18 protein-coding genes and 1 tRNA gene are annotated in these 21,912 nt (G+C 71.3%); 4 read left to right on the top strand and 15 right to left on the bottom strand.

Annotated elements, in window-relative coordinates:
• Positions 1-52 precede the first annotated feature (52 nt).
• From CCN44_RS02440 to pgsA, 3 genes are read right to left on the bottom strand one after another with little or no spacing between them, the layout of a single operon-like run.
• The gene (locus tag CCN44_RS02440; protein ID WP_086696733.1) at positions 53-1,216 is read right to left on the bottom strand and encodes a glycosyltransferase family 4 protein; all 1,164 of its coding nucleotides are present in this window, start codon (positions 1,214-1,216) and stop codon (positions 53-55) included.
• Positions 1,213-2,121 carry a phosphatidylinositol mannoside acyltransferase gene (locus CCN44_RS02435; protein WP_086696732.1) on the bottom strand — a complete coding sequence of 303 codons (909 nt, stop codon included), beginning with the start codon at positions 2,119-2,121 and terminating at the stop codon, positions 1,213-1,215. The genes CCN44_RS02440 and CCN44_RS02435 overlap by 4 nt, the downstream gene beginning before the upstream one ends.
• A complete protein-coding gene (gene pgsA / locus CCN44_RS02430; protein ID WP_086696731.1) occupies positions 2,118-2,837 on the bottom strand; it encodes a phosphatidylinositol phosphate synthase in 720 nt (239 codons plus the stop codon). Before pgsA ends, CCN44_RS02435 begins: the two co-directional genes overlap by 4 nt.
• Positions 2,838-3,103: 266 nt before the next feature.
• Here pgsA and CCN44_RS02425 point away from each other — a divergent pair, with 266 nt between their 5' ends.
• Both CCN44_RS02425 and CCN44_RS02420 read left to right on the top strand, forming a co-directional pair.
• Positions 3,104-5,305 carry an elongation factor G-like protein EF-G2 gene (locus CCN44_RS02425; RefSeq protein WP_059248266.1) on the top strand — a complete coding sequence of 734 codons (2,202 nt, stop codon included), beginning with the start codon at positions 3,104-3,106 and terminating at the stop codon, positions 5,303-5,305.
• Positions 5,306-5,517: 212 nt separating this feature from the next.
• Positions 5,518-7,164, top strand: a complete 1,647-nt coding sequence (locus tag CCN44_RS02420) for a hypothetical protein (RefSeq protein ID WP_059248267.1) — start codon at positions 5,518-5,520, stop codon at positions 7,162-7,164.
• A 116-nt stretch (positions 7,165-7,280) separates the two neighbouring features.
• On the opposite strand, the gene CCN44_RS02415 is transcribed toward CCN44_RS02420, so the two are convergent.
• Entirely contained in the window at positions 7,281-7,841 is a 561-nt protein-coding gene (locus tag CCN44_RS02415) for an HIT family protein (RefSeq protein ID WP_059248268.1), read from the bottom strand.
• A gap of 67 nt (positions 7,842-7,908) precedes the next feature.
• Between CCN44_RS02415 and CCN44_RS02410 the strand changes: the two genes are divergently transcribed.
• On the top strand, positions 7,909-8,574 hold the full coding sequence (locus tag CCN44_RS02410; protein WP_086696730.1) for a potassium channel family protein: 666 nt from the start codon (positions 7,909-7,911) through the stop codon (positions 8,572-8,574).
• Between the two features lie 28 nt (positions 8,575-8,602).
• On the opposite strand, the gene thrS is transcribed toward CCN44_RS02410, so the two are convergent.
• The 3 genes from thrS to CCN44_RS02395 form a co-directional block, all read right to left on the bottom strand.
• Positions 8,603-10,579: a threonine--tRNA ligase gene (thrS, locus tag CCN44_RS02405; RefSeq protein ID WP_059248270.1), complete on the bottom strand. Its 1,977-nt coding sequence runs from the start codon at positions 10,577-10,579 to the stop codon at positions 8,603-8,605.
• Positions 10,580-10,671: 92 nt separating this feature from the next.
• On the bottom strand, positions 10,672-11,910 hold the full coding sequence (locus CCN44_RS02400) for a hypothetical protein (RefSeq protein WP_059248271.1): 1,239 nt from the start codon (positions 11,908-11,910) through the stop codon (positions 10,672-10,674).
• Positions 11,907-12,473: a DUF4365 domain-containing protein gene (locus CCN44_RS02395; RefSeq protein WP_059248272.1), complete on the bottom strand. Its 567-nt coding sequence runs from the start codon at positions 12,471-12,473 to the stop codon at positions 11,907-11,909. The genes CCN44_RS02400 and CCN44_RS02395 overlap by 4 nt, the downstream gene beginning before the upstream one ends.
• Positions 12,474-12,641: 168 nt before the next feature.
• Here CCN44_RS02395 and CCN44_RS02390 point away from each other — a divergent pair, with 168 nt between their 5' ends.
• On the top strand, positions 12,642-13,367 hold the full coding sequence (locus CCN44_RS02390; RefSeq protein ID WP_059248273.1) for a 3'-5' exonuclease: 726 nt from the start codon (positions 12,642-12,644) through the stop codon (positions 13,365-13,367).
• A gap of 55 nt (positions 13,368-13,422) precedes the next feature.
• Here the strand turns inward: CCN44_RS02390 and CCN44_RS02385 are convergent.
• The 8 genes from CCN44_RS02385 to CCN44_RS02350 all read right to left on the bottom strand — a co-directional run.
• Positions 13,423-13,494 (bottom strand) — tRNA-Val (locus tag CCN44_RS02385).
• A gap of 39 nt (positions 13,495-13,533) precedes the next feature.
• A complete protein-coding gene (locus CCN44_RS02380; RefSeq protein WP_059248274.1) occupies positions 13,534-13,980 on the bottom strand; it encodes an SRPBCC family protein in 447 nt (148 codons plus the stop codon).
• A gap of 125 nt (positions 13,981-14,105) precedes the next feature.
• Entirely contained in the window at positions 14,106-16,844 is a 2,739-nt protein-coding gene (locus CCN44_RS02375; RefSeq protein WP_086696729.1) for an exo-rhamnogalacturonan lyase family protein, read from the bottom strand.
• A 93-nt stretch (positions 16,845-16,937) separates the two neighbouring features.
• A complete protein-coding gene (locus CCN44_RS02370) occupies positions 16,938-17,528 on the bottom strand; it encodes a hypothetical protein (RefSeq protein WP_086696728.1) in 591 nt (196 codons plus the stop codon).
• A gap of 3 nt (positions 17,529-17,531) precedes the next feature.
• Positions 17,532-18,404 carry a carbohydrate ABC transporter permease gene (locus CCN44_RS02365; RefSeq protein ID WP_086696727.1) on the bottom strand — a complete coding sequence of 291 codons (873 nt, stop codon included), beginning with the start codon at positions 18,402-18,404 and terminating at the stop codon, positions 17,532-17,534.
• Positions 18,401-19,336, bottom strand: coding sequence for a carbohydrate ABC transporter permease (locus tag CCN44_RS02360; RefSeq protein ID WP_086696735.1), 936 nt, complete (start codon positions 19,334-19,336; stop codon positions 18,401-18,403). Before CCN44_RS02360 ends, CCN44_RS02365 begins: the two co-directional genes overlap by 4 nt.
• Before the next feature lie 32 nt (positions 19,337-19,368).
• On the bottom strand, positions 19,369-20,652 hold the full coding sequence (locus CCN44_RS02355; protein WP_059248279.1) for an ABC transporter substrate-binding protein: 1,284 nt from the start codon (positions 20,650-20,652) through the stop codon (positions 19,369-19,371).
• Positions 20,653-20,936: 284 nt separating this feature from the next.
• Positions 20,937-21,912 (bottom strand): alpha/beta fold hydrolase (locus CCN44_RS02350; protein ID WP_237482162.1); only part of this gene is annotated, 976 nt, incomplete at its 5' end.

Raw genomic sequence — 21,912 nt, 5'->3', positions numbered from 1 at the left:
ACCGTGCTCCCCGCGCCCAGGCCGCCCCGCCCCGGACCGGACGGCGTCCGCGTCAGTCCCGGGCCAGGCCGAACCGTGCACGCAGGCCCGGAGGCCGTTCGTCCGCGCCGACCGCTGCCGCGCCGGCCGTGACCGTCTCGTAGACGGACAGGATGTCCGCGCCGACCGTGGACCAGTCGAAGCGCCGCACATGGGCGCTGCCGCGCTCGCGCAGTCCGGCTCGGCGGGCCGGGTCGTCCAGCAGCCGTACGGCCGCGTCCGCGAGCGCGTCGGCGTTCTCGTTGGCGAAGACCTCGCCGGCCGCGCCCTGGTCGAGGACCTGCACGAAGGCGTCCAGGTCGGAGGCGAGCACGGGGGCGCCCGCGGACATCGCCTCGACCAGGATGATGCCGAAGCTCTCGCCGCCGGTGTTGGGCGCGACGTACAGGTCCACGCTGCGCAGCAGGCGCGCCTTGTCCTCGTCGCTGACCATGCCGAGGAACTCCACGCGCGAGCGCAGCTCCGCGGGCAGATCCGCGACGGCCGCCTCCTCGTCGCCGCGGCCCGCGACGAGCAGCCGGGTCTGCGGCCGGGCGGCCAGGATCCGCGGCAGCGCCTTCATCAGCACCGGCAGGCCCTTGCGGGGCTCGTCGATGCGGCCGATGAAGCCGATGGTGTCGCCCTGCCACTGCGGATTGGGGTCGGCCTTGGCGAAGAAGTCCACGTCGACGCCGTTGGGGATGACCACCGCGTCCCCGCCGAGGTGCTCGACCAGCGTGCGGCGGGCGTACTCGCTGACCGCGATCCGCGCGCTGATCTTCTCCAGCGCGGCCTGGAGGATCGCGTACGCGGCGATCATCGCGCGGGAGCGCGGGTTGGAGGTGTGGAACGTGGCCACGATCGGACCGGACGCCGCCCAGCAGGTCAGCAGGCCCAGCGAGGGCGAGGTCGGCTCGTGGATGTGCACCACGTCGAAGGCGCCCTCGTGCAGCCAGCGCCGCACCCGCGCGGCCGACAGGAACCCGAAGTTCAGCCGGGCCACCGAGCCGTTGTACGGCACCGGGACCGCGCGGCCGGCGGAGACGACGTACGGCGGCAGCGGGGTGTCGTCGTCGGCCGGGGCCAGGACGGAGACCTCGTGGCCGAGCCGGAGGAAGTACTCGGCGAGGTCGCGGATGTGGAACTGGACGCCACCGGGCACGTCCCAGGAGTACGGGCAGACGATCCCGATTCTCACGAGGGTCCCTTCGCGGGGTCGAGGTCGGCGAGCCACAGCCGCTGGAGCATGTGCCAGTCCTCCGGGTGTTCGGCGATGCCGGAGGCGAAGGCGTCGGCCAGGGCCTGTGTCATGACAGACGTCTTCTCAACCCGCGTGCCTGACCCGGGGACGTCGACCGGTGGATGCACCTGCCCCTTCATGACCGGCGAGTCGTCGTACCAGAGGGTGACGGGCAGCAGCAGCGCGCCGGTCTGCTGCGCGAGCAGGGCCGGGCCCGCGGGCATCCGGGCCCTCTCCCCGAAGAAGTCGACCTCGACGCCGGAGGCGGACAGATCGCGGTCGGCGACCAGGCAGACCAGGCCGCCGTCGCGCAGTCTGCGGGCCAGCGTGCCGAAGGCGGAGCCGCCGCTGTGCGGCAGGACCTCCATGCCGAGGCCCTCGCGGTAGGCGACGAAGCGGTCGTAGAGCGTCTCGGGCTTCAGGCGTTCGGCGACCGTCGTGAACGGCGTCCGCAGCGCGGTGGTGACCCAGGCGCCGGCCAGGTCCCAGTTGGCCAGGTGCGGCAGGGCGAGGATCACGCCCCGGCCGGCGGCGAGCCCGTCGGTCAGGTGGTGGAGGTCCTTCGCCTCGAAGCCCGACCGCACCCGCTCGGCGCTCCAGGCCGGCAGCCGGAAGGACTCCATCCAGTAGCGCAGGTACGAGCGCATGCCCGCGCGGGACAGCTCGGCGAGCCGCTCGGGGGTGGCGTCGGGCACCACGCGCGCGTAGTTCGCCTCCAGCCGCTGTACGCCCTTGCCGCGCTGCTTCCAGGCGAGGTCGGCGATGGTCCGGCCGAGGCGGGCCGCGACGGGCTCGGGGAGCTTCTTGACAGTGCTCCAGCCCAGGCCGTACAGCGCGTCGGTGAGCCGGTCGGCGGTGCTCACTGTGCCGCCTCGCTCGTGCTCTGCCGGGCCGCCGCCTCCGCCTCGGCGGACTCGCGGCGGACGGTGACGACCCGCTGGATCAGCGTGACCAGGCTGCCCACGGCGACGATCCACAGCGCGATCGGCAGCAGCCACTGGATGCCCGGCACGCCGAACGCGTGCAGACCCGCGAAACCGGCCGCGACCAGCGAGATCACCAGTCGCTCGGCGCGCTCGACGAGCCCGTTGACGGCGACCGGCAGCCCGATCGACTCGCCGCGTGCCTTGGTGTACGACACCACCTGGCCGCTGGCCAGACAGAAGATCGACACCGCGCACAGCACGTTGTCGTCGCCCTGGCCGGCGTACCAGAGCGCGAAGCCTCCGAAGATCGCGCCGTCGGCGACCCGGTCCAGGGTGGAGTCCAGGAACGCGCCCCAGCGGCTGGAGCGGCCCAGCTGGCGGGCCATGTTGCCGTCGACCAGGTCGGAGAAGACGAACAGGGTGATCACGACCGTGCCCCAGAAGAACTCGCCCCTGGGGTAGAAGACCAGCGCGCCCGCGACCACACCGGCCGTGCCGATGAGCGTGACCGTGTCGGGGCTCACGCCCCGGCGGATGAGAAACGCGGCGAACGGTGTGAGGACACGCGTGAAGAATGCACGCGCGTACTTGTTCAGCATGGCCTTCCCGACGGTCGTTGGCGCCGCGGCCCTGGTGGCCTCCGGCTGGCCCATCGTAGCCACGCGCGCGTATGCGTGACGGGCGGGCACCCGCAGCCGCGCCGCGAACCGGAGCGCGCTCCCGCGCGCGAAGCGTGCGTGACGCGAACGGTGCCCCGTGCGCACCCTTCGTAGTCCTTCGTATGGACGCCACGTGACGGGAGTGGAAAGCTCGAAGAACCGCGGGCGTCGCCGGAGCCGCCAGCTGGGGGTGCCCCTCCGGGGGAGGGTTCCGCGTGTCCGCGCCCACAGTGACCTCACCGTGCACGGGAGGCAGGATCATGGGCGACAAGGCACAGACACACCACCCCGGGGCCGCCGGCAGGGCTCTGGCGGCCGACCACCCCGCGTCCGTACGGAACGTGGTGCTGGTCGGCCACTCCGGCTCGGGAAAGACGACCCTCGTGGAGGCGCTGGCGCTGACCGCGGGGGCGGTGAACCGGGCGGGCCGCGTCGAGGACGGCGGCACGGTCTCCGACTACGACGACATCGAGCACCGGCAGCAGCGCTCCGTGCAGCTCTCCCTGGTGCCCGTCGAATGGGACGGCATCAAGATCAACCTCCTGGACACCCCCGGCTACGCCGACTTCGTCGGGGAGCTGCGGGCCGGGCTGCGGGCCGCCGACGCGGCCCTGTTCGTCGTCTCCGCCTCGGACGGGGTCGACGGCTCCACCCGGATGGTGTGGGAGGAGTGCGCGGCCGTCGGGATGCCCCGCGCGATCGTGATCACGCACCTGGAGGCCGCGCGCGCGGACTTCGAGGAGATGACCCGGATCTGCGCGGAGGCCTTCGGCGGCGACGACCCCGACGCCGTCCTGCCCCTGTACCTGCCGCTGCGCGGACCCGAGGGCCCCGACGGGCACGCGCCCGTGACCGGGCTGACCGGACTGCTGTCGCGGAAGCTGTTCGACTACTCGACCGGGGAGCGCAAGGAGTCCGAGCCCGGCGAGGACCAGCTGCCGGACATCGAGGAGGCCCGCAACCGGCTCATCGAGGGGATCATCGCCGAGAGCGAGGACGAGACCCTCATGGACCGCTATCTGGGCGGCGAGCAGGTCGACATCAAGACGCTCGTCGAGGACCTGGAGCGGGCCGTCGCCCGCGGGTCCTTCTTCCCCGTGCTGGCCGCCGCCCCGGCCGCCGAGGGCGCCAGACAGGGTCTCGGCACGGTGGAGCTGCTGGACCTGATCACCGGCGGCTTCCCGACCCCCTTCGAGCACCCGCTCCCCGGGGTCACCACCATCGACGGCAAGCCCCGCGAGCTGAAGCCGTGCGACACCAGCGGCCCGCTGGTCGCCGAGGTCGTCAAGACCTCCTCCGACCCCTACGTCGGCCGGATCTCGCTGGTCCGCGTCTTCTCCGGCACCCTGCGCCCGGACCGGACGGTGCACGTCTCCGGGCACGGCCTCGCCGACCGCGGGCACGAGGACCACGACGTCGACGAGAAGATCGCCGCTCTGACCATGCCCTTCGGCAAACAGCAGCGCCCGGTCACGCACGCGGTCGCCGGCGACCTGGTCTGCGTGGCGAAACTCAGCCGCGCCGAGACCGGCGACACCCTCTCCGCCAAGGACGACCCGCTCCTGATGGAGCCCTGGCAGATGCCCGACCCGCTGCTGCCGCTCGCCATCCAGGCGCACAGCAAGGCCGACGAGGACAAGCTCTCCCAGGGCCTGGCCCGGCTGGTCGCCGAGGACCCGACCATGCGTCTGGAGCAGAACCAGGACACCCACCAGGTCGTCCTGTGGTGCCTGGGCGAGGCCCACGCCGACGTCGCCCTGGAGCGGCTGCGCAACCGCTACGGCGTCCAGGTCGACGTCGTCCCGCACAAGGTCTCCCTCCGGGAGACGTTCGCGACCAAGGCCGGCGGGCGCGGCCGGCACGTCAAGCAGTCCGGCGGCCACGGCCAGTACGCGATCTGCGAGATCGAGGTGGAGCCGCTGCCGGGCGGCTCCGGCATCGAGTTCGTGGACAAGGTCGTCGGCGGCGCGGTGCCCCGCCAGTTCATCCCGTCCGTCGAGAAGGGCGTGCGGGCCCAGGCCGCCAAGGGCGTCGCCGCCGGCTATCCCCTGGTGGACGTGCGGATCACGCTGCTGGACGGCAAGGCCCACTCGGTGGACTCCTCCGACGCCGCCTTCCAGACGGCGGGCGCGCTCGCGCTGCGCGAGGCGGCGGCGGGCGCGAAGATCCATCTGCTGGAGCCGGTCGCCGAGGTGACCGTCCTGGTCGGCGACGAGTACGTGGGCCCCGTGATGAGCGACCTCTCCAGCCGCCGCGGCCGGCTGCTCGGCACCGAACAGGTGGGCACCGGACGGACGTTGATCCGCGCGGAGGTTCCGGAGTTCGAGATCGGCCGGTACGCCGTCGACCTGCGCTCGCTCTCGCACGGCACGGCCCGTTTCGACCGCAGCTACGCCCGGCACGAGCCGATGCCGCCGCAGATCGCCGAACGCATCCGCGAACAGGCCGGGGACGAGGTCTAGTACGCCGGCGCACAACTGGGCGCACGGGCGGGCGGCTTCGGCCGTCCGCCCACGCGTTGTCGGTGCCGCCGGATACGCTGATCACCTGGATACACGTCGTGCCGTGCCCGTCCGGCGGCGGCCGGTATCGGCACGGCGACCGGTCCAACAGGTGTGCGCAGCAGGGAAGTCGGGAAGGCCGCAGGAACGGCACCGGCGGCGATGGGGGCGGAATGTCGTTTGGAACGGAGTGGGACGGGCCCCAGGTACCCGTCTCGGGCGACGAGGGGCAGGCGGCGACCTCCGCGCTGGCGTCCGCGGCGTACCGGGACAGCCCGCTCGAGGACATCAAGAAGGCCGACAACGAGTGGCACCAGTCGACGGTCAAGCCCGGCCGGATGAAGCTGTTCCGGCCCAATCTCGGCGAGGCGTTCTCCCGGGCCCTCGTCGACCGGATGCTCGCCCCGGGCCGCAAGCCGCTCATCCAGTCCTTCGGCTCGGAACCGCAGTTCGTCGTCGAGCACGCGCTGGCCGCCAACAACATCCGCCGGGAGCGGGACAACCGGCTGACCGCCATCACCGTCGTCTGCGGGCTGCTCTTCCTGCCCGGGATGCTCGGCTGGCTGCTCGTCTTCCAGCTGCGCACCTTCGTCGCCAGACGCGACGACAAACGGGCCGGCACGCTGGCCACCACGCTGCTGCTGGGCGTCGGCGTGCTCGCCGCGCTGTTCCTGATCAAGATGCCGTTCTCCGGCTTCTGGGCGTGGTACGCCCGCGCGGCCGTCGTCGTCCCGGTGCTCGGCTGGTTCTGGGCCAAGCAGATCTGCGAGCGCACCGCCAAGGACCTGCGGGCCCGCTGGGACGGGCTGCTCTCCGGCACCAGCGTCGGCGCCAAGGTCCCGGAGGCCGTGCCGCGCGGGCCCGACCAGACCGCCGCCGAGGCGCTGCGCCAGTCCCTGGCCCGGCTGAGCGCCGAGCAGCAGTCCAACTCGGTCTTCTACGCCGGCCCCAAGGGCATACTCGGCATGGGCACCCGCTGGGGCGCCTGGCAGCTCGCCGAGGACCTCGTCCCCGCCGACCCCGGTCGGGAGATCCACCCCTTCCGCAGCTGGGACGTCGTCCGCGCGATCCACGACCAGCTGTCCCTCCTGGAGCGCGGCCCGCTCAACACCGGCGGCTTCCCCAAGCCGTCGATACGGCACTGGATCGTCACCCCGATCGGCGAGAAGGCCACGGCGGTGTCCCGGCCCGAGGGCACCGACGTCGAGGCGTTCCAGGTCAAGCCCCACGCCATACAGGACATCTGCAACAAGCAGCAGTTCGGCAGCGGCGACCGGCACTACCTGGGCGTGCAGTGGACGCTCTGGGACGGGCAGCTGGTCATCACGATGCTGATCACCGTCACCGTGCTGCACGAGACGCTGCGCATCGAGGTCACGGGGCACGCGCTGGGACCGGTGAACTCGCTCTTCACCAGCAAGCCTGAGGCGCCGACCAAGGAGGTCGCCAAGTCCTTCAAGCCCTGGGAGAACCGCACGATCAAGCTGCCGCTGGTGAGCACCGACGAGGTGGTGCGGCTCGCCGTGCGCGCCCCGCTGACCTGGTACCCGCCGCTGCTGAACTGGCTGGGCGGCTCCCTCGGCCTGCCCGAGCCGTTCGGTCTGCGGCACGCCTGGGCCGACCAGCCGTGGCGTCACCGCTTCATGGCCGACGACGCGCTGCGCGCGGCCACACCGGTGCTGCGCGTGGTCCACTCGGCCGCGATCAAGGTCCTGGAGGACAACGGCGTGAACACGGAGAAGTTCGGCGCCCGCTCGGCGTTCCTGAGCGGCAACGTCCAGGATCCGACCCCGCGGAAGGCCGACGTCTACGACGCGTAGGCCTCCGGCGCCTCGGCCGGTGCGGGTGCGGGGCGGGGTGTGGCCGCCGGGGGCCGCCGCTCCCAAGCCCCGCATCGGCCGTGAACGGCCTCGTCCGCGAACGCCGGCCGGGCTGTTCAGGCCGCCGGCCAGGCCTCCGCGAGCATCGTGCGGGTGTCCGCCAGCAGCTGTGGCAGCACCCGCGTGTGGCCGACGACCGGCATGAAGTTGGTGTCGCCGCCCCAGCGCGGGACGATGTGCTGGTGCAGATGGGCGGCGATGCCGGCGCCCGCGACCGCGCCCTGGTTCATGCCGATGTTGAAACCCTGCGCGCCGGACGCGGTCCGCAGGGCGGTCATGGCCTGCTTGGTCAGCTCCCCCAGCTCCGCGGTCTCCGGCCCGGTCAGGTCCGTGTAGTCGGCCACGTGCCGGTACGGCACGGTCATCAGGTGGCCGCCGTTGTACGGGTACAGGTTGAGGACCGCGTACACGTGCTCGCCGCGCCGGACGATCAGTCCGTCCTCGTCGGACTTGGCCGGGATCGAGCAGAAGGGGCAGCCGTCGTCGGCCCCCGGGCCGGTCGGCTTGTTCTCGCCCTGGATGTAGGCCATCCGGTGGGGGGTCCACAGGCGCTGGAACGCGTCCTGCGTCCCCACTCCGATCTGCTGCTCCGGCTCACTCGTCATGCTAGGCAGCATATGGCTTCACCCCTCCCCGGCGTGTCGCCGGGGAGGGGTGCCGGCACTCTCCGGCCAAGCTTGGCCGGTGGACGCCGACAGCCGTGCGCGGCGCTGGGAGAGCCGGACGGGTCTCCCGCTCGCCGTCGCCTCCCTGGTCTACCTCGCCTCCTACGCGGTGCACGTCCTGGCCCCGGGCCTGCCCGCGTCGGTCCGTCTCGCGCTGCGCGCCCTGCAACTCCTCATCTGGCTGCTGTTCGCGATCGACTACGGGGTGCGCTGGCGGCTCAGCGGCACGGGGCTGCGGTTCGTACGACGGCACTGGCTGGACACGGTGGTCGTGCTGCTGCCCCTGATGCGGCCGGTGCGGATGGTGAAGACGTACGAGACGGTGGAGCGCCGGCACGGCCGTCCCCGGCTGCCGCTGCACGCGCGCGTGATCGTGTACGCCGGTCTCTCCGCGCTGCTGCTGGGCTTCGCCGGCGCGCTCGCCGTGTACCGGCAGGAACACGGGGCCCCGCACGCCACGATCCGGACCTTCGGCGACTCGGTGTGGTGGACCTGCTCGACCCTGGCGACGGTCGGCTACGGCGACGTGGCCCCGGTCACCCCGTGGGGCCGCACGATCGCCGTCGGCCTCATGGCCTGCGGTCTGGCCCTGCTGGGCGCGGTGACGGGGTCGTTCTCGTCGCTGCTGCTGCAGCGGTTCTCCCGGGAGGGGGACGAGGACAGGGAAGGGCCCCCGGGACCGTGATCCCGGGGGCCCGCGCGGCTCAGCCGGTTCAGACCTGGGCCCGGTCCGCCACGACCTGCGCGATCTTCGCGATGGCCTCGTCGAACGGGATGCCGTTCTCCTGCGAGCCGTCGCGGTAGCGGAAGGACACCGAGCCGTTCGACATGTCCTCGTCGCCCGCGATGACCATGAAGGGCACCTTCTGCTTCTGGGCGTTGCGGATCTTCTTCTGCATCCGGTCCGAGGAGGAGTCCACCTCGACGCGCAGGCCCTTCTTCTTGGCCGCCGCCGCGAACTTCTCCAGGTATTCCACGTGCGCGTCGCCGATCGGGATGCCGAGCGCCTGGACCGGCGCCAGCCACGCCGGGAAGGCGCCCGCGTAGTGCTCCAGGAGTACGGCGAAGAACCGCTCGATGGAGCCGAACAGCGCGCGGTGGATCATGACCGGACGCTGCTTGGAGCCGTCCGGGCCGGTGTACTCCAGGTTGAACCGCTCGGGCAGGTTGAAGTCGAGCTGGATGGTCGACATCTGCCACGTCCGGCCGATCGCGTCCTTCGCCTGGACGGAGATCTTCGGGCCGTAGAAGGCCGCGCCGCCCGGGTCGGGCACGAGGGGCAGGCCCTGCTTCTCGGCGACCTGGCGCAAGGTCTCGGTCGCCTCCTCCCAGACCTCGTCGGAGCCGACGAACTTCTCCGGGTCCTTGGTGGACAGCTCCAGGTAGAAGTCGGTCAGACCGTAGTCCCGCAGCAGGCCCAGGACGAAGGTGAGCGTCTTGTCCAGTTCCTCGGACATCTGCTCACGGGTGCAGTAGATGTGCGCGTCGTCCTGCGTGAAGCCGCGCGCGCGGGTCAGGCCGTGCACGACGCCCGACTTCTCGTACCGGTACACGGTCCCGAACTCGAAGAAGCGCAGCGGCAGTTCGCGGTAGGACCGGCCGCGCGCGTCGAAGATCAGGTTGTGCATCGGGCAGTTCATGGGCTTGAGGTAGTAGTCCACGCCCTCGTCGAGCTGCATGGGCGGGTACATGCCCTCGGCGTACCAGTCCAGGTGCCCGGACGTCTCGAAGAGCTTCCCCTTCGTCGCGTGCGGGGTGTAGACGAACTCGTAGCCCTCTTCCTCGTGGCGGCGCCGCGAGTAGTCCTCCATGACCCGGCGGACGATGCCGCCCTTGGGGTGGAAGACGGCCAGGCCGGAGCCGATCTGCTCGGGGATGGAGAAGAGGTCCAGCTCGGTGCCGAGCTTGCGGTGGTCGCGCTTCTCGGCCTCGGCGAGGAAGTCCAGGTGCGCCTTCAGCTCGTCCTTGGACGGCCAGGCGGTGCCGTAGATGCGCTGGAGCATCGGGTTCTTCTCGCTGCCGCGCCAGTAGGCGGCGGCGTTGCGCATCAGCTTGAACGCCGGGATGAGCCGGGTCGAGGGCAGGTGCGGACCGCGGCACAGGTCCTTCCAGCACAGCTCGCCGGTCTTGGCGTCCAGGTTGTCGTAGATCGTCAGCTCGCCCGCGCCGACCTCGACGTCCGCGCCGTCGTCGTGCGACGCCGAACCCTTGAGGCCGATCAGCTCCAGCTTGTACGGCTCGTTCGCCAGCTCCTCGCGGGCCGCCTCGTCGGTGACGACGCGGCGGGAGAACCTCTGCCCGCGCTTCTGGATCTCCTGCATCTTCTTCTCGATGGCCTTGAGATCCTCGGGCGTGAACGGCTTCTCGACGTCGAAGTCGTAGTAGAAGCCGTCCTTGACCGGCGGGCCGATGCCCAGCTTGGCCTCGGGGAAGAGCTCCTGCACGGCCTGCGCCATGACGTGCGCGGTGGAGTGGCGCAGGATGTTCAGACCGTCCTCGGAGGAGATCTCGACGCCCTCGACCTCGTCGCCGTCGGACAGTTCGTAGGCGAGGTCCTTCAGCTCGCCGGCCACGCGCGCGGCGATGATCGAGCGCTCGCCCGCGAAGAGGTCGGCGGCCGTAGTGCCCGTCGTCACCACGCGTTCTTCCCGCTCGGAATCGCGTTGGATGATCACACGGACGTCTGACACCGGTCTCTCCTGACTGAAGGTGGGTGCGGCGCCATACCAGGAGCGCGCGCACAGGCGATCGTACCGACCCGACGGCACCGACCGCGAAACGGTCACCCTCGGTCGCCGTCCCCGTACGCTTCCCCGCACGCCTCGTCGAAGAAGTCCAGATTCTCCTGGAGGGACTTCGTCAGCCGGTCCCGATCGCCCTCGTCCACCTGCACCGGTACGACTCCGGAGGCGCCGGTGAGCCTGCGGAAGCCGCCCCGGCGCTCCAGCCGGCCGCGCACCCGGACGGGGAGCCCGACGAGGTGGGCGTGGCCGGCGATGCGGTAGTCCTCCTCGTCCAGAGTGACGCGCAGGTGCGGGACGTCGGCGCCGGCGAGGACGCGCAGGCGGACGGTGCCCTCGCCGGCGGGCCCGGGGCGGCGCATGCGGACGACGGCGCCGGTGACCTGGACCGGTACGGAGGGTTCGGCACGCAGGTAGCGGGCGCCGGCCTCGCGGAGCACGGGCAGGTCGCCGGGTGAGAACTCGACGGGGTCGGCGGAGGGGGCGCAGCCGTCGGGGACGCCGGCGCCCGGGGCCCAGGAGACGGCGACGCGGGCGCCCTCGCTGCCCCGGACGAGGGCGCTGAGCGCCTCGGTCAGCTCGCGGCTGACGCCGGCCTCGATCGCGCCGTCGAAGGCGTCCATGCCGCCGGTGGCCCGCCGGTAGTCGATGGCCTCGCGGGCGGCGTGCAGGGCGTGGTGGAGGCGGACGGCGAGGGGGCGGCCGGTGGGCACGGGGGCGAAGGCGGTGAGGGTGCCGCCCTCGGCGGCGGGTCCGACGAGGACGTCCGCCAGGAGGGCGGCGGCGGGACGGCGGTGGCGGGCGCCGTGGTAGCCGGCACGCGCGCGCGTGGCGAGCGCGGCGGCGAGCAGCGTCCGCCGGGCGGCGCCGCGCAGGTGGTCGTCGGCGGGCCAGGGGGCGGCGCCGGCGGGTCCGCCCGGGGTGTCGCGCCACCAGCGGATCTCGTCGCTGGGGACGGCGAGGGAGATCAGCACCTCGCGCGCGGAGGGGGTGGGGCAGCGGGTGAGGGCGTCGAGGGCCTCGTCGAGCAGGTCGTCGCTGTCGGGGAAGGCGCGGCTCTCGGGGACGAGCAGGCTGGTCCGGCCGGCGCCCGGACCGGGCGGGGTCCAGCGGCCGTACCGGCCGGGCGCGCCGCCGCGGCGCTGCCAGCCGTGCCGGTGCAGCAGGGCGCCGAGCACGGCCGGGTCGACGTCGGCGGGGCGCGGCGGCCGGTGCCAGGGCAGGTCCTCGGGGTGCGGCCGGAGCTGCCGCACCGGCGGCTCGGCGGGACGGTTGCTCATGGTCTGCCTCCCGTCCCGACCCGCTTCATGATCTCGCAGAGGGCCCGGTCGTCGAAGATGCGCGAGGTCGGTATCCGTACGGTGGTCCGGTGCCGGCCGGTGACGGGGTGGCCGGCGAGGTTGGTCCAGTAGCAGCAGTGCCTCAGGTCGAGCCGGTCGTGGCCGGCGCGCAGCCAGTCGTCCCGGGAGCGCGGGACGAGCATGACGACCAGGATCTTGTGCACCGAGACGGGGGTGCGGGCGAGCTTGCGCAGGTGCGCGTTGTCGAGGGTGAAGGAGAAGGACGCCCCGGGCGGGTTGGGGGCGACCTGGTAGGTGGCCTTCAGCTGCACCTTGACGGTGACTTCGTCGTCGAGGGTGTGTCCGGGCGCGCTGTGGCTGACGTGCCAGTCGATGCCGTTGTCCGGAAAGGGCTGGGACAGCGAGCAGCCGGCCGCGGCGGCGACCGCGTGCAGATAGCCGACCTGCAGTGTCTCCATGCAGGCGGTGGTGGCGAGCGTGCCGCGAAGGGTGCCCGGGCGATCGGGCAGCAGCCCGCCCCGCTCGGGCTGCGCAATGGCCATGACGAACAGCCTTCCAGGACAGGGGTTTCCCCGCTGCGGGCCGCTGAACTGCAGGGACCCGTATTCCTGTTGTCTCCTCCCGGCGTACGGCGCAAACGGCCCGGGTATCACCAAACGGGCAGAAGACGGAACGTCACCTGCCATGGGTGAACGAGGAGTTGGGTTGGGATGACGACCTGGTACGAGGGGCCGCTGGCCGCCTTCGACACGGAGACGACGGGCGTGGACGTCGAGACCGACCGGATCGTGTCGGCCGCCGTCGTCGTCCAGGACGCGCCGGGGACCCGGCCCCGGGTCTCCCGCTGGCTGGTGAACCCGGGGGTTCCGGTGCCGGAGGCGGCGACGGCGGTGCACGGGCTGACGGAGGAGCACCTGCAGCACAACGGGCGCTGGCCGGCTCCGGTGATGTACGAGATAGCGGAGCAGCTGGCCGAGCACGCGGCGCTGGGCCGTCCGCTGGTGGTGATGAACGCGCCGTTCGATCTGACGCTGCTGGACCGGGAGTTGCGCCGGCACCGGGCGTCGACGCTGGACCGCTGGTTCCAGTCGGTGCCGCTCAGGGTGCTGGACCCGCGGGTGCTGGACAAGCATCTGGACCGGTATCGCAAGGGCCGGCGCACCCTGACCGACCTGTGCGCGCACTACGGCGTGACGTTGCAGGACGCGCATGACGCGGCGGCGGACGCACTGGCCGCGCTGGATGTCGTCCGGGCCGTGGGGCGCCGGTTCGCGTCCCGGCTGGAGCGGCTGTCCCCGGCCGACCTGCACACGTTGCAGGCGAACTGGTACGCGGCGCAGGCGCGGGGGCTCCAGGCGTGGTTCGCGCGCAGCGGCTCGGAGGAGGTCGTCAGCACGGAGTGGCCCGTGCGTCCGGAGCTGTCGGCGGCGGCGTGATCTCCGCGGCGGCATGAAGAAGGCCGGTCCGCTGCTGCGAACCGGCCTTTCCCGGTGGGCGATACTGGGTTCGAACCAGTGACCTCTTCGGTGTGAACGAAGCGCTCTCCCACTGAGCTAATCGCCCGGGAACGCACTGAACAATACAGGTCGGGAAGCGGTTCGTTCAAACCGCTTCCAGGTGGCGCAGCAGCCCGCGCCGTCCGGCCCGCATCATCAGGCGGTGATTGAGGCGGAAGAGCGGCCGTCCGGGGACGGCGAGCCGCCGGAGCAGGGGCTTGCGTACGCGGACCTCCTGGTCGTACCGGGCGAGCGTGCCGGAGCCGTCGGCGGTGACCGTCCAGCGGGCCCAGCCGTCGATGTCCCCGGACAGGGTGACCTCCAGGACGCCGGCGGCCGGGTCCCGGCGGGTCTTCCGCACGGTGGACGTGAGGCTGTAGGGCAGCACGGACCGGATGACGATCACCCCGGTGGCGCCGTCCAGCCGGGTCACCGCCCGTACCTGCGGCCACCAGCGGGGATAGTCCTCGGGCCGCCCCAGTACGCCGTACACGACGTCCGGCGGGGCGGGCAGGGACCACAGGCTGCGGAATCGGTAGCGGTTCCAGTCCATGGCACGAGTGTGGCGCGAAACCGTGCATAAATCTGAGTACGCGTACTCATGCGCCGTTCCGTGATCGGGGTCACACTCCAAGGGCGAGCGCCGCCGCCCGTGCGACGGCGCTCCCCCAGTCCGGGTCAGGCCGGCATCGCGTCCCCGAGCAGAGCGAGATTCTCGATGGCGGAGAGGCCGTAGAGGGCGGTGTCGTTGGTGGACACCCAGGTCGCCTCGCTGCCGGGGACCAGGGTGGCCGGTCCGGTGAGCTTCTCGGTCTTCCAGGGGGAGGACTCGGTGTAGCCGTCGGAGCCGTAGAACTTGGCCCAGGCCCGCTTGGCGAGGGCGGCGTCCCCGGTCTGTACGGCGGCGTAGGCGTCCAGGCGGGAGTGGCCCTGGAAGAGCAGCAGGGTGCCGAAGTGGGTGCCGTAGCGGGCGGCCTGTTCCGCCTTGGTGGCGTTGAAGTAGCGGCAGTAGTCCAGGTACGCCTCCCTGAACTTCGGCATGTCGACGAGGTGGATCAGCTCGGCGCACAGTTCGTTCAGGCCGAAGACGGCCGAGAGGTGGGAGACGGACACCGCCGGCTTGTCGGCGACGGCGAACGTCCCGGTGTCGAGGTCGTACAGGCCGCTGCCCTGGACGAAACCGTTGGGCTGGGCGGCGATGCCTTCCATGGTGGACAGCACGCGGGCCTTGGCCTTCTCCCATTTGGGGCCCTTGCGCTCCCACTCGGTGAGCCAGGCCGACACCAGGCCGCTCCAGTCGGTGCCGAAACCGATGGACAGGGCGTGCCGGTCGGGGGTGTAGGGGTCGGTGCGGACCTTGCGCTGCGGGTCGAGGACGAGGAAGGTCTCGTCGGAGTCGACGTTGGCGTGCATGAGGTCGCCGACGCGTTCGTCCGCGGTGAGGAAGTAGTAGAAGCGCCGGTAGGTGGTGTTGGCGATGCGCTGCTGCTTGGCGCTGTCGGCGAAGTGCTGCACACCGTGCCGGGTGCCGAGGCCCGCCCACTTCCCGAGGTGGTAGACGTCGACCTCGCCGGTGTGCCGGGTCATCGCCTCGGCGAAGCGGAAGATGTCGGACCGGCCGCTTCGGAGGTACGCGTACCAGAGCCACAGGTCGGGTGAGAGTTCGGAGTTGTCCCAGGCGTAACCGCCGATGTCGTACCGCCACACGTGCCGGGCGGAGTCGTAGGTGTGCATGATGTCGCCGTAGTCCCAGAAGCCGTACCAGCGGCGCATCTCCACCTGGTCCTTGTAGTAGGCGAAGAGGAAGTCGAGGTGGTCCTCGATCTTCGCCTTGGCCGGGGTGGAGCGGTCCGGCTCGGAGTACAGGCCGGGGCCGAAGACCTTGGCCTTGATGAGCTGCCTGGGCGGGGCGGCGAGCTGGGGCAGGACCCGTACGGCTTGGGCCTGCCGGGCGAGGGTGTCGGCGGCGGGGGTGGAGTCGTTGGCCCAGAAGAGGAGTTCGGAGGTGCGGGCGATGCCGTAGGGGGTGCCGAACCCGGGCTCGTAGTCCTCGTAGGTGATGTTGAGGCCTTCGAGCTGTTCGGCATAGCTGTCCTGGCCCATGCCGTCGTGGTAGAAGCGCAGGTCCATGGGCTGGGCCTCGGGCGACCAGAGCCAGAGGGTGACGGTGGCCTCGTCGGTGTGGGCGTCGCGGATGTCGAGCTGGGCGGGGAACTTCTCCCAGAAGTCGCGCAGGCCGAAGGAGAGGCCGCCGCTCACGCCACCGACGTAGCCGAAGCCGGAGGCCCGCTTGCCGCCGCCGGCGCCGATCCAGCCGTAGCCCTTCTTGGTGCGCTTGCGGACGGTGAAGCCATCGGCGGAGAGCTGGGCGAGGGTGTAGTCGCCCCAGTGCGGGACGTACCCGAGGCGGGTGGTGACCCGCTGGTCCCAGGTGGCGGGGTCGGGCAGCTTCCGGCCCTCGTACTGTGCGGCCTGGACGGCCGCGCCGGGGTCGCGGCGCAGGCCGGTGATGCCCTGTACGGCCTCGCGGAGCAGGCCGGTGCCCTCGCCGCCGAGGCGGATGTGCCGGTCGTAGGCCGCGTCGCGCATCGGCACGGTGAAGCGGACGCCGAGGCCGCGGACGAAGTCGCCGGAGGCCTTGCCGGGCTCCTGGGTGCCGTCGTAGGTGACGGTGTGCACCATGCGGAAGGAGTCGGAGCCGGCGTAGAAGTAGAGGCGGAGGGAGAACGGCAGCCAGCCGCGGTCGCCCTTGCGGTGCTTGCCGTCGACGCGGACGACGGCCCGGACCGGCCCGTCCTGTTCGACGGTGACCTCGGAGACGGCTCCGTCGAACCGCTCGGTCCTGACCGTGCCCTGGTCCCCGTCCTCGATCTCGGGCTGCCGGACGAGGAGGAGCCGGCCGTTCCTGGCGATCTCCGTGGCACCACGGGTGACGGACTTGATGATCGTCGAGCCGTTCTTGCCGATCTTGGCGGTGATCACGCCGGTGGAGACGTCGATGGTGCCGCCGCCGCTTGCGACGGTCACCCTCCTGGCGGGCGCGGCGGGGGTGCCCGCCGTCAGCGTGAGCTTGCCGTTGCCCGAACTCACCGCGTGGGCCGTCCATTTGAGGGAGCCGTCGGGCCAGTGGGCGAGCGGCCAGGTCTGGACGGGTACGGCCGTGCCGTCGGCGTCCGTGACGGCGAAGGTCTGGTCCTCCTGGTGGACGCCCATCGGCCAGGGCACGCCGACGGTGGTTCCGGGGGCGGCGCCGAGGCCGCCGTCCTCCAGCCAGTCCAGGGTCACCGGGTCGGGACCGTCGGCGGCGGCCGCGGGTGCGGCCTCGGCGCCCTGGGCGCCCAGGGCCCAGCTGAACGGAGCGGCGGCTCCGGCGACGGCGGCGGCCTTGAGGAGGGATCTGCGGGGGATGGGAGACATGGGAGATCGGCCTTCCTTCCGTACGGCTGGTCAGGGGCATGACAGAGAGGCGCGGCGCCGGGGGCGCCGGCCGCGGGTGGCGGCACCGCCGGCTCAGCGGCGCCGGTACCGCTCCTCGACGGCGACGGCCGCCGCGGCGACCGCCCCGGACACGGGAACGGCCAGCGGGGCGATGAGCAGGGCGGAACAGCAGGTCAGGACGGCTCCGCCGACGAGCAGGAACGATCCGGCGGGGTCCCGCACGGTACGGCGGCCCGCGCCGGCGAGCAGCACCCGCCAGCGCTCCCCCGGCGCCCACACCGCCGCCGCCCGCAGCCCGGCCACAGCCGTCCCGATCAGCGCGAACAGTCCCACGGCCCCGGCCAGCGGCCCGCCGGGCAGCCCGGCCCGCACGGCCTGGACGTCCGCCCAGGCGAGCAGCGCGGCGCCCCACCCGGCGACGCCGACCATCCATCCCCCGCGCAGCGCGGAACGGAAGTCGGCGGTGAACTCCCGCCATCCGCCGCCCCGGTGGGCCGCCCGCCGGCGCAGGTGCCGGGCGCCGGCGGCGAACGCGGCCGGATAGGTGACCACGCCGAGGGAGGCGACCGCGATCCACACCCCGGTCAGCAGGCACTCGGCGAAGATCCCGAACCTGTCCGCGAAGACCGGCTCGCGGCGCGGTCTCACCCGTGCTTCGGCCATGGTTCAGCCCTTCAGTCCGGAGGTCGCCATGCCGTCGATGAGATAGCGCTGGAAGGCGAGGAAGAACAGCAGCACGGGCAGCAGCGCGACGAGCGACATGGCGATCATCCCGCCGTAGTTGGCGGCCACGCCGTCGGAGTCGCGGAACATCATCAGGCCCAGGGAGACGGTGTACTTGCCGGGCTCGTTGAGGTAGATCAGCGGGCCCATGAAGTCGTTCCAGGCGTTGATGAAGGTGAAGATGGCGCTGGTGATGAGCGCGGGCCGGCACAGCGGCAGCACGATCGACCAGTAGATGCGCAGGTGTCCGCAGCCGTCGAGGCGGGCGGCCTCGTCCAGTTCCCGGGGCAGGTTCCGCATGAACTGCACCATGAGGAAGACGAAGAAGGCCTCGGTGGCGAGGTACTTGCCGAGCAGCAGCGGCACGTAGGTGTTGACCATCTCCAGCTTCTGGAACATCACGTACTGCGGGATCAGCAGCACGTGGTACGGCAGCAGGAGCGTGCCGATCATGAGGGAGAACAGCAGGTTGCGCCCGGCGAACCGGATGCGCGCGAAGGCGTAGGCGGTGAGCGAGCAGGAGACCAGGACGCCGACGACCGCGCCGACCGCGTAGACGAGGGAGTTCTGGAAGAACGTCCAGATCGTGATGTCCGCGATGCCGTCGGCGAGGCCCTTGAAGTTGGACAGGATCGGGCGGGACGGGAACAGCGTGAGGCTGTTGATGATGTCCTTGCTGGGCTTGAAGGAGGCGCCGATCACCCAGACGACCGGGTAGAGGATGACGGCCAGGATCAGCAGGGCGCCGAGGTGCCAGGCGAGGGAGCCGGTGCGCCGGCGGGTGAACACGGGCGGTTTGCCGGTGGTCGTGCTCATCGGGCGCCCTCCTCGTAGTGCACCCACTTCTTCTGGGACCAGAAGAGGACGGCCGTCACCAGGGCAACGGCGAGCAGCAGCATCCAGGCCATGGCGGAGGCGAATCCCATCTGGGAGTTCTTGAAGCCCTGCTGGTAGAGGTAGCAGGTGTAGACGAGCGTGGCGTCGGCCGGTCCGCAGTAGGTGTTGGAGACGACGTAGGCCGAGCCGAAGATCTGGAAGGAGTGGATGGTCTCCAGCAGCACGTTGAAGAACAGCACCGGGGAGATCATCGGCAGGGTGATGTTCCAGAACTTCCGGAACGGTCCGGCGCCGTCCATCTCGGCCGCCTCGTACAGCTCCTTGGGTACCTGCTTGAGCCCGGCCAGGAAGATGACCATGGGCGCGCCGAACTGCCAGACGGTCAGCGCGACCAGGCAGTACAGCACCCAGTCGGCGTTGCCGACCCAGCCGCCGACGTGGAAGCCGAGGAAGCTCTGCGTACGGTCCACGACGGCGCCGTCGGAGAACAGCGACCGCCAGACGAAGCCGACCGAGACGCTCGCGCCGATGAGCGAGGGGGCGTAGAAGGCGGCCCGGTAGAAGGCCTGGCCGCGGCGGCTCTGCGCGAGGAGCAGGGCGACACCCAGGGCGAGCAGCAGCTTCAGCGGGGTGCCGATGACGACGTACTTGGCCGTCACCTCCACCGACTTCTGCCAGCGCGGGTCGTCGAACATCGTGGTGAAGTTGTCGAACCCGACCCACTTCGGGCTGTTGAAGAGGTTGTAGTCGGTGAACGCGAAGTACAGCGAGGCGACCATCGGGCCCGCGGTCAGCAGCAGGAAGCCGGCGATCCACGGGGACATGAACAGGTAGCCGGCGAGGTTCTCCCGCCGCCGGCCCGACCGCCCCGTCCTCGCGGTGACGGCCGAGCGGGTGCGGGTCGCGGACACGGAGTCCTTGACGAGCGTCACGGCGGTTCCCCTCAGGCCTGGAAGGCGGCCTCGGCCTCGGTGAAGAGCTGATTCACCGCGTCCGAGACCTTCGCCTTGCCCTGTCCGAGGTCACCGCCGATGCGCAGGAAGGCGGCCTCGACGGTGTCGGCACCGGAAGGGTGGGGGGTGATCGTGCCGAGGACGCCGGCCTCGGCGGTGTCCTCCTCGTACTGCGCGATCTCCTTGTTGACCGTGTCGGTGGGCCGGTACGCCTCGTACTGCTCGGTGCTGGCGAGGATGCCCCGGTCGTAGCCCATGATCTTGCCGACCCGGGGGTCGTGCACCATGAAGTCGATGAACTGCGCGACTTCCTTCGGGTGCGAGGTGCGGGACGAGGCGCTGAGCATCAGGGAGGCGAGGTACTGGCCGGTCCGCTTGCCGTCGGTGGTGGGGATCGGCGCCAGGCCGTACTCGCTGTCGCCCTCCGCCGAGTAGCGGACGGTGAAGTTGTCCCAGGTGAACTCGGAGGCGCCGTGACCGGCGGAGAGCGAGGACTTGGGCTGGTCCTGGGAGACGATCTTCGGGTCGGTGACGATGCCGGCCTTGACGCGGTTGTAGCCGTCGGTCCACCACTCCGTCAGGTCGGCCTTGTCGAAGCCGAGTCCGTCCTCGGTGAAGAACGCCTTGCCGTTCTGACGGAGGTAGAGGTCGTACAGGTACATGATGGCGAAGTAGCCGGTGTCCCCGGGGATCTTCGTCTTGTCGTGGATGGTCTTCAGGGCCTTGAAGTACTCGTCCCAGGTCCAGCCGGGCCGCGGTTCGACACCCGCCTTCCGGAAGAGCTTCTTGTCGATGACGAGCGCCATGGTGTTGGAGCCGACGGGGACGCCGAGCTGTTTGCCGTCGACCTCGCCGACCTTGGTGACGCCCGCCCGGAAGTGATCCAGGCTCAGATTTCCGGCCTGCACCTGCGGCTTGAGGTCGAGGAGAATTCCACGTTTGTCGTACTTCCGAAGGAAAGTGACGGCGCTTTGGAAAACATCCGGGGGATTTCCGCCGGCGGCCTGCGTCTGGAACTTCTCCCAGAACGACTGATACGTCTGGAAATCCGTCTTGACCTTGATCTTCGGGTACTTCTCCTCGAAGAGCGCAATGGACTGGTTGATCTTCTTGGCTCGCTCCTCGGCACCCCACCACGAGTAACGGATCGTCACCGTCCCGTTCCCGGAACCGCTTTCACCCCCGCACCCGGTCGTCGTGGCGAGCCCGAGCGTGGCCGCCGAGGCCCCGGCCGCCTTGAGGATCGTACGCCTGTCAAGATTCCTGGTTCCCACAGTCGGGCCTCCCCGCAGCATCGTCGCCGCGCTTCATGAATCGTTTCAAGTAAGCGCTTGCTGGCACAAGGTACGGAGGGGCCCGTGGTGCGTCAATGATTCGGACAGGATTTCCTCGCGGGCGGCGGGGCGACGGTGCCCGCCCGTGGACCGTCGCGGTACCCGCCCATGGACCGTCGCGGTGCCGGCCCGTCGGCCGTCATCATGCCGGCCTGCCGGCAGTCCCCCTGGTGAAAGGGCGCGTGGCCGACAACCCGAACAAGCGGTCAGCGAATGACCGGCGATCAGGCGGGCAGGGACGCCAGCCAGTCGATCAGGATCCGGTTCGTCTCGTCCGGACGTTCCTGCTGGACGAAGTGCCCGCATCCGTCCAGGACGTGCGAGCCGCAAAGGCCCGGCAGAGTTTCCGGATAGGCCTTGACTGCGTCGGCCAGCCAGGCCAGGGAGGCGTCCCGCGCACCCCCGATGAACAGCGAGGGCTGCGTGATCGGGGCGCCCGCGTACCCGGCCAGGTCCGCCCAGTCCCGGTCCATGTTCCGGTACCGGTTCAGGGCGCCCGTCAGCCCGGTCCGCTCGAACTCCCCGGCGTGGACGTCGAGGTCCCGCTCCCCCAGCCAGGACGGCAGCACACCGGCGGGGAAGCGCTCGCGCAGGGTGCCGCCGGCGCCGACGAAGTGCGGGTCGGGGGCGCCCGGCGCGGGCATGGTGTCGGCGGACAGGGCCGCGTAGAAGCCGGCGAGCCAGCCCCGCACGTCGGGCTCGATCTCGGCCTCCGCCCGGCCCGGCCGCTGGAAGTACGAGACGTAGAACTCCTCACCGGCCCCCTCCCCGCCCATCCCCGCGAACACCTCGCTGGGCCGCGGCCCCCCGGGCGGGGTGTACGGCACGCCCAGCAGGCCCACGGCCCGGAACACGTCCGGCCTGGTCAGGGCGGATACGGCGGCGATGGTCGCGCCCCAGTCGTGCCCGACGACCACCGCGGAACGCTCGCCCAGCGCCTCCACCACGGCGACGTTGTCCGCGACCAGGTCGAGCATCCGGTACGCCTCCACGGACTCCGGCTTCGACGAACGGCCGTAGCCCCGGACGTCGATCGCCACCACGCGGTAGCCGGCGGCGGCGAGCGCCGGCAACTGGTGGCGCCAGGCGTACCAGGACTCCGGGAACCCGTGCAGAAGCAGCACGAGGGGGCCTTGGCGGCCCTGCTGGACGGCGTGGGTACGGCCGGCCGGGGTGGGGAGGAGGTGGTGGGTGCGGGCG

Origin of the sequence: Streptomyces tricolor, assembly GCF_002155905.1 — a bacterium.
Classification (GTDB): Bacteria; Actinomycetota; Actinomycetes; order Streptomycetales; family Streptomycetaceae; genus Streptomyces; species Streptomyces tricolor.
The sequence above is the reverse complement of the archived record's forward strand: the minus strand, read 5'-3'. Positions and strand labels throughout refer to the sequence as shown.